This is a genomic window from Achromobacter maghribensis (assembly GCF_057334215.1).
The window spans coordinates 235,179-243,242 of the sequence record NZ_JBHFII010000014.1; the positions used below are offsets into that span (position 1 = coordinate 235,179).

General features: G+C 67.0%; 5 protein-coding genes. 3 read left to right on the top strand and 2 right to left on the bottom strand.

What is annotated here, in order from left to right; all coding sequences use genetic code 11:
* Positions 1–29: 29 nt before the first annotated feature.
* Both ACE039_RS06150 and purN read right to left on the bottom strand, forming a co-directional pair.
* Positions 30–1,385: an RsmB/NOP family class I SAM-dependent RNA methyltransferase gene (locus tag ACE039_RS06150; RefSeq protein ID WP_485821940.1), complete on the bottom strand. Its 1,356-nt coding sequence runs from the start codon at positions 1,383–1,385 to the stop codon at positions 30–32.
* A 1,467-nt stretch (positions 1,386–2,852) separates the two neighbouring features.
* Complete coding sequence (gene purN, locus ACE039_RS06155; RefSeq protein WP_105557633.1) at positions 2,853–3,503, bottom strand: phosphoribosylglycinamide formyltransferase; 651 nt, start codon at positions 3,501–3,503, stop codon at positions 2,853–2,855.
* 181 nt (positions 3,504–3,684) lie between these two features.
* Between purN and ACE039_RS06160 the strand changes: the two genes are divergently transcribed.
* From ACE039_RS06160 to lspA, 3 genes are read left to right on the top strand one after another with little or no spacing between them, the layout of a single operon-like run.
* Positions 3,685–4,650: a bifunctional riboflavin kinase/FAD synthetase gene (locus tag ACE039_RS06160; RefSeq protein WP_105557632.1), complete on the top strand. Its 966-nt coding sequence runs from the start codon at positions 3,685–3,687 to the stop codon at positions 4,648–4,650.
* Positions 4,640–7,501: an isoleucine--tRNA ligase gene (gene ileS, locus ACE039_RS06165; protein ID WP_485821934.1), complete on the top strand. Its 2,862-nt coding sequence runs from the start codon at positions 4,640–4,642 to the stop codon at positions 7,499–7,501. Before ACE039_RS06160 ends, ileS begins: the two co-directional genes overlap by 11 nt.
* A gap of 2 nt (positions 7,502–7,503) precedes the next feature.
* Positions 7,504–8,037, top strand: coding sequence for a signal peptidase II (lspA, locus tag ACE039_RS06170; protein WP_313465170.1), 534 nt, complete (start codon positions 7,504–7,506; stop codon positions 8,035–8,037).
* Positions 8,038–8,064 lie beyond the last annotated feature (27 nt).

Genomic DNA, 8,064 nt, shown 5'->3' on the forward strand with positions numbered 1-8,064 from the left:
TCCCTGAGCCGGCGCGCACCAAGCCGGAATCAGGCCGGCTTGTCTTCCTTGGCCGGTTCGGCCTCGGGGACGAGGCCGGCATCCACCATGTCGTCACCGGCGTCCGCCGCCTCAGCAGTTTCCGCCGTGGCGTCAGCGGTTTCCGCCGTCGCGTCAGCCGCGCCCTTCTTTTTGCGCTCGAATACCGCGGCAAAGAAGCCGTCGGTGCCATGCACGTCGGGGCGCAACTGCACGTAGGGGCCTTCGAGCTTCAGGGTTTCACAACGCGCCGCCAGGATCTCGGCGGCATCCACGCGTTCGAAATCGGGATGGCTGGCCAGGAAACGCTCGGCCTGAACCTCGTTTTCTTCCGCCAGCAGGCTGCACGTGGCATACACCAGGCGGCCACCGGGCGCCACGCAACGCGCGGCGCTGTTCAGGATGCGTTCCTGCAGCCGGCCCAATTCGGCCAGGGCCTCCGGGTGCTGGCGCCACTTCAGGTCGGGATTGCGGCGCAAGGTGCCGATGCCGCTGCAAGGGGCGTCGACCAGCACGCGCTGCGCCTTGCCTGCCAGGCGCTTGACGCGGGCGTCGTTCTCGCTGTCGATGACGACGGGCACCACGTTGGACAGGCCGCTACGCGCAAAGCGCGGCTTGGCGCGAGCCAGGCGCGCCGCGGACACGTCGAAGGCGTACAAACGGCCGGTGGAACGCATCAACGCCCCCAGCAGCAATGTCTTGCCGCCGGCGCCGGCGCAAAAGTCGATGATCATTTCGCCACGGCGCGGTGCAACCAGCAGCGCCAGCAGCTGGCTGCCTTCGTCCTGCACTTCGATGCTGCCATTTTCAAACTGCGGCCAGCGATTGATGGCCGGGCGGCCTTCCATGCGGATGCCCCAAGGCGAAAACGGCATGGCGACCGGTTCGTAGCGGCCAGCGCTTTGCTGCAATTCCGTCAGCATGGCGTCGCGCTCGGCCTTCAGCGGATTGACGCGCAAGTCCAGGCTGGCCTGGCGGTTCAGCGCTTCGACCAGGGTTTCCGGGCTGTCCATCAGGCTCAGGCGTTCGTCCAGCCAGTCCGGGATGCTGCCGCGTACCGCTCGGGGCAAGGTGGACAGATCAATCTGCGACACGCGCTTGAGCCATTCGGCTTCAGCGGCGTCCATGCCCTCTTCCAGCGCTTCGGCGCCCAGCGTGGCGTTCAGGCCCAGGATAGCCAGGCGACGCGAGGCAGGCCCCACGCCGCTTTCGCCGAACTGGCGGTACCGGCGCAGGTGGCGCAGCACGTCGTAGACGGCCTCGGCAACCTCGGAACGGTCACGCGCACCCAGGTTCGGATGATGACGCAGCCAGTGCGACAGCGCGGAGTCGGCCGGATAGGTCCATTGCAGGATTTCACCCAGCACGCGCTGCACCTGATCGATGCGGATCGCCGCGTACGACTGGCGCGGACGGTTGAATTGCGGCTTCTGCGACGCCGCTTCGCGGTTGCCGTTCGACGACGCATCGCCGCGCGGGCCGTCATAGGAAGGACGGCCCTGGCCTTGACCTTGCCCTTGGAATTCCCGGCGCTCCGAACCATAGGACGCGCGTTCGCCGCCGCGGCTGTCGCCACGCGGGCCATTGCCGTATGACGGACGCGAATCCGGACGGGCCCTGCCCCTGCCCTTGGTATTCCCGGCGTTCCGATCCATAGGACGCGCGTTCACCGCCACGGCTGTCGCCGCGCGGGCCGTTGCCGTACGACGGACGCGAATCCGGACGACCCTGGCCTTGCCCCTGCCCTTGGTATTCCCGGCGTTCCGACCCGTAGGACGCGCGTTCGCCGCCGCGGCTGTCGCCACGCGGGCCATTGCCGTATGACGGACGCGAATCCGGACGACCCTGGCCTTGCCCCTGCCCTTGGTATTCCCGGCGTTCCGACCCGTAGGACGCGCGTTCGCCGCCGCGGCTGTCGCCACGCGGGCCATTGCCGTATGACGGACGCGAATCCGGACGACCCTGGCCTTGCCCCTGCCCTTGGTATTCCCGGCGTTCCGACCCGTAGGACGCGCGTTCGCCGCCGCGGCTGTCGCCACGCGGGCCATTGCCGTATGACGGACGCGAATCCGGACGACCCTGGCCTTGCCCCTGCCCTTGGTATTCCCGGCGTTCCGACCCGTAGGACGCGCGTTCGCCGCCGCGGCTGTCGCCACGCGGGCCATTGCCGTATGACGGACGCGAATCCGGACGACCCTGGCCTTGCCCCTGCCCTTGGTATTCCCGGCGCTCCGACCCGTAGGACGCGCGTTCGCCGCCACGGCTGTCGCCGCGCGGGCCATTGCCATAAGAGGGGCGCGAATCCGGCCGGCCTTGGCCTTGGCCTTCACGGCGGTCCGAATTGTAGGAACCCCGCTCGCCGCCACGGCTGTCGCCACGCGGGCCGCCGCTGCGGTTCTCGCCGCGAGGCGCGTCGTAGGACGGACGCGGCGTCGGCCGGCCTTGGTCCGCGCGGCGGTCGCCGCCGAAGGAACCGCGCTCGCCGCGGTTTTCCCCGCGGTTTTCCCCGCGGTTTTCTCCACGCGGCGCGTCGAACGATGGGCGTGGCGCCGGACGACCGGCGTCGCGGCCGGGACGCTCGTCGCGCGCGCGGTCGTTGCGGTCACGCTGGGGCGCTTCGCGGGCATCGCCCTTGGGACGCGAGAAGAAGGACCGACCGTCGCGCCCTTCGGAGGCGGCCCTCGGGGTGCCTGCCGGACGAGAACGCGGAGATTGGGGTTTAGTCATGGTGTGTTCCAGTGGGGCGGAGGAGTTCCGCCCGGTAAAAGCGATTCAATGCGAGCGATTCAATGCGAGCGATTCAATGCGAGCGATTCGGTACGATCCGGGGCCGCTCAAGCGGCCGGCGACCAGTTGAACAAACGCGCGGGGTCGCCCTGCACGTCCACCCGGTGGTCGCTTGTCAGCGTAACCCGGCCTTCGGCCAACCAGCGCACGGCGGCCGGAAAAGCCTGATGTTCCACTGCCAGGACGCGATTGGCCAGCAGTTCCGGCGTATCGCCGGCCAGGACCGGCACGCAGCCCTGGGCGATGATGGGGCCGTGGTCCAGCACCGGCGTGACGAAATGCACCGTGCAGCCATGCACCCGAACGCCCGTGGCCAAGGCCTGGGCATGCGTGTGCAAGCCGGGAAAGGCCGGCAGCAACGAGGGGTGGATATTGACCAGCCTGCCTGCATAGTGGTTGACGAAGCCCGGCGTCAGGACGCGCATGAAGCCGGCCAGGATGACGTAGTCGGGCGCGTAGCGGTCGATCTCCGAGGCCAGCGCGGCGTCGAAGGCTTCGCGGCTGGCATAGTCCTTATGGTACAGGGCCGCCGTGGGAATGCCCTGGGCGGCCGCCCATTCCAGCCCACCGGCGTCTGGCCGGCTGGCGATGACGGCCGCGATGTCCGCCGGCCAGCCTTCGTTGCGGCACGCTTCAGCCAGCGCCTGCATGTTGCTGCCCCGCCCCGAGATCAGGATGACGAGGCGGCGTTTAGACATTTGTGTTTCCGGCAAGATAGAAGAATCCAAAGATGTAGCCCCCAGGGCGCCCGCCGGGGCAGGCGTTGCTTGACGCAAAAAGGCTTGTCCACCGCCATTTCCCGCGCCGGAAATACCGTGCGCGAATAAATGGTTGGGGGATTAGAACAAACCCCGAATCCAAAATTGTAAACTCTCGCTCGTGAAACCATCGCTGCGCATCTACCGATCCCTGCCTCCGCCCGACCGCCGCGCGCCTTGCGCGCTGACGATCGGCAACTTCGACGGCGTCCATCGCGGACATCAGGCCATGCTGGCGCGCGTCTGCCAAGTCGCCCGTGAACGCAGCCTGACGCCTGCCGTCATGACCTTCGAGCCGCATCCGCGGGAGTATTTCGCCACCCTGAATCAACGCCCCGAGCTGGCGCCGACCCGGATATCCGGGCTGCGCGACAAGCTGGCGGCGCTGGCACGCTACGGCGTGTCCCAGGTCGTGGTGGAACGCTTCAACGCCCGGCTGGCCGAGATGTCGGCCAACGCTTTCATCGAGAACCTGCTGGTGCAGGGGCTGCAAGCCAAATGGCTGCTGGTGGGCGAGGACTTCCGCTTCGGCCACAAGCGCAGCGGCGACATCGATCTGCTGCGCGAAGCCGGCATGCGCCACGGTTTCGAGGTGCAGACGCTGGCGGACGTGACCGACCAGCAAGGCCACCGGATATCCAGTTCCGAGGTCCGCACGGCGCTGGCCGTGGGCGACCTTGACCGCGCCCGCCACCTGCTGGGGCACCCGTACCACATCAGCGGCCACGTGATCCACGGCCAAAAGCTGGGCCGGACCCTTGGTTTTCCGACGATGAACCTGCGCGTGGCCGAGCGCTGCGCCGCCCGGTCGGGCATTTATGTGGTCCAGGTCTATGGCCTGGCCGAGCGCCCCCTGCCCGCCGTGGCCAGCCTGGGCGTACGCCCGACGGTCGAAGACCGCGGCCGCGTGCTGCTTGAGTCGCACCTGCTGGACGATACCGTCGACGCTTACGGTAAACTCGTACGCGTCGAATTCCTGCACAAGCTGCGGGACGAAGAAAAATTTCCTGACCTCCCTTCCCTGACTGCCGCCATCGCCGAAGACGCGCGAAACGCGCGCGCCTATTTTGCCGTTCATGGACTATAAAAAGACCCTCAACCTGCCCGATACCCCCTTCCCCATGCGGGGCGACCTTGCCAAGCGCGAGCCCGCCTGGATTTCGCAGTGGGAGGAAAACCACGTCTACCAGGCGATCCGTGCGGCCAGCCGCGGCCGGCCCCGCTTCGTGCTGCACGACGGCCCGCCCTATGCGAACGGCGACATCCACATCGGCCACGCGGTCAACAAGATCCTGAAGGACATCATCGTCAAGAGCCGCAACATGGCCGGCTATGACGCGCATTACGTGCCGGGCTGGGACTGCCACGGCATGCCGATCGAAATCCAGATCGAAAAAAAGTACGGTAAGCACCTGCCCGTGGCCGAAGTGCAGTCGAAGGCTCGCGCTTACGCGCTTGAGCAGATCGACCGCCAGCGCAAGGACTTCAAGCGTCTGGGCGTGCTGGGCGCCTGGGATCGCCCGTACATGACGATGAACTTCAGCAATGAAGCCGACGAGATCCGCGCGCTGGGCCGCATCCTGGACAAGGGCTATGTGTTCCGTGGCCTGAAGCCCGTGAACTGGTGTTTTGACTGCGGTTCGGCACTGGCCGAAGCCGAAGTCGAATACGCCGACCGCGTCGACCCCGCCGTTGACGTCGCGTTCCCGTTCGCCGAACCGGCCAAGCTGGCCGCGGCTTTCAAGCTGGCATCGGTGGATGACGGCGCCATCGTCATCTGGACGACCACGCCCTGGACCATCCCGTCCAACCAGGCGCTGAACGTACACCCGGAAATCGAATACGCGCTGGTACGCGTTTCGCCTGCGCCCAAGTTCGGCCCGCTGCTGCTGGTGGCGAAAGACCGCGTTGAAGCCTGCCTGAAGTCGTGGAACCTGGAAGGCGAGATCATCGCCACCGCGCCCGGCGAGGCGCTGTCCGAAATCGAATTCCGCCATCCGCTGGCGCAATTCAACCCGGCCTACGACCGCCGCGCCCCCATCTACCTGGGCGACTACGTCACGGCTGACTCGGGCACGGGCGTCGTGCACTCGGCCCCCGCCTACGGTATTGAGGACTTTGTGTCGTGCAAGGCGCACGGCATGAAGGACACCGATTTCATCAGCCCCGTCATGGGCGACGGCAAGTACGTGGACAGCCTGGCGCTGTTCGGCGGCCTGTCCATCTGGGATGCCAACCCCAAGATCGTCGAGGCGCTGACCGAAGCCGGCGCGCTGATGCACGTCGAAAAGCACAAGCACAGCTACATGCACTGCTGGCGCCACAAGACGCCGATCATCTACCGCGCCACCAGCCAATGGTTCGCCGGCATGGACGTGGCCCCGAAAGACGGCGGCCCGACCCTGCGCGAATCGGCGCTGGCCGGCATCGAAGCCACGGCCTTCTACCCCGCCTGGGGCCGCGCCCGCCTGCACGCCATGATCGCCAACCGCCCCGACTGGACCCTGTCGCGGCAGCGCCAGTGGGGCGTGCCGATGGCCTTCTTCGTGCACAAGGAAACCGGCGAATTGCACCCGCGCACGTCCGAACTGCTTGAACAGGTGGCGCAGCGTGTCGAGCAAGGCGGCATCGAGGCTTGGCAAGCGATCGAACCCCGCGACCTGCTGGGCGACGAGGCCGATCAATACGAAAAGAACCGCGACACGCTGGACGTGTGGTTCGATTCGGGCAGCACGCACGCCACGGTGTTGGGCGGCAAGGACGGCGAGTTCGCCGGCTCGCACGGCGCCGAACTGGGTTGGCCCGCCGACCTGTACCTGGAAGGATCGGACCAGCATCGCGGCTGGTTCCATTCGTCGCTCTTGACCGGCTGCATGCTGTACGGCCAGCCTCCCTACAAGGCGCTGCTGACGCACGGCTTCGTGGTGGACGGCCAGGGCCGCAAGATGAGCAAGTCGGTGGGCAACGTGATCGCCCCGCAAAAGGTGTCGGACTCGCTGGGCGCGGAAATCCTGCGCCTGTGGGTGGCGTCCACCGATTACTCGGGTGAACTCTCCATCTCGGACGAGATCCTGAAGCGCGTAGTGGAAGGCTACCGCCGCATCCGCAACACGCTGCGCTTCCTGCTGGCCAACGTAGCCGACTTCGACGCGGTGTCGCAATCCGTGCCTTACGGCGACCTCTTCGAGATCGACCGCTATGCGCTGGCGATGACGGCGCAGATGCAATCCGAAGTCCAGGCCAACTACGAACGCTACGACTTCCACCCGGCCGTCTCGCGCTTGCAGACGTTCTGCTCGGAAGACCTGGGTGCGTTCTACCTGGATATTCTGAAAGACCGCCTGTACACGTCGGCTCCCGGCAGCGTGGCGCGCCGCTCGGCGCAGACGGCCCTGCTTGATATCACGCAGACGCTGCTGAAGCTGATGGCGCCCATCCTGTCCTTCACGGCCGAAGAAGCCTGGAAGGAACTGGTTGGCTCGGCGCTGAAGCACCAGGCGGATGCTGCCCGCACGACGATCTTCACCGAGGTCTATCACGCGCTGCCGCCGTTTGCCGACGCCGACGTGCTGACCGCCAAGTGGTCGCGCCTGCGCGCCATCCGCGCCGACGTCCAGCGCAAGCTGGAGGAAGTGCGCACGGCGGGCGACATCGGTTCGTCGCTGCAAGCGGAAGTTGACCTGTACGCCAATGGCGACGACCAGCAATTGCTGGCCAGCCTGGGCGACGACCTGCGCTTCGTGCTGATCGTCTCGCGCGCCACCGTGCACGCAAGCGAAGGCGAGACCCGCATCGAGGTCACGCCGTCGACCCACAAGAAGTGCGAGCGCTGCTGGCACTGGCGCCTGGACGTGGGTCAGGACGCCGAGCACCCCGAGATCTGCGGTCGCTGCGTGTCGAACCTGTTCGGCTCGGGCGAAGCCCGGGACAAGGCTTGAGCATGGCCCGCCCCTCCGATTCGGGAGTGACGGGCACGTCACCCGCCCGCGCCGTTCCGGCGCGCGTGGGCGGCTGGCTGGCCTTGGCGCTGTTGATCATCGTGCTGGACCAGTTGACGAAGGTGTACTTCAACACCTCGTTCCAGTACGGCGAGCGGGTCAACGTCTTGCCGGTCTTTGACTTCACGCTGCTGTTCAACCGGGGCGCTGCGTTCAGCTTCCTGGCGTCCGAGGAAGGCTGGCAGCGCTGGCTGTTCACCGCCCTGGGTATCGTGGCGGCCGTGGTGATCACGATCATCCTGCGCCGCACCCATGGCCAGCCGCGCTTCAGCCTGGCGCTGACGTTGATCCTGGGCGGCGCCATCGGCAACGTGATCGACCGCGTGGTGTACGGCCACGTGGTGGACTTCCTGCTGTTCTACTGGAACGACTCCTACTTCCCCGCCTTCAATCTGGCGGATGTGGGGATCACCTGCGGCGCCGTGCTGCTCGTGCTGGACGAACTGCTGCGGGCTCGCAAGAAGCCGCAAGCCTGACGGCGGGGGGGGGGGGGGGGGGGGGGG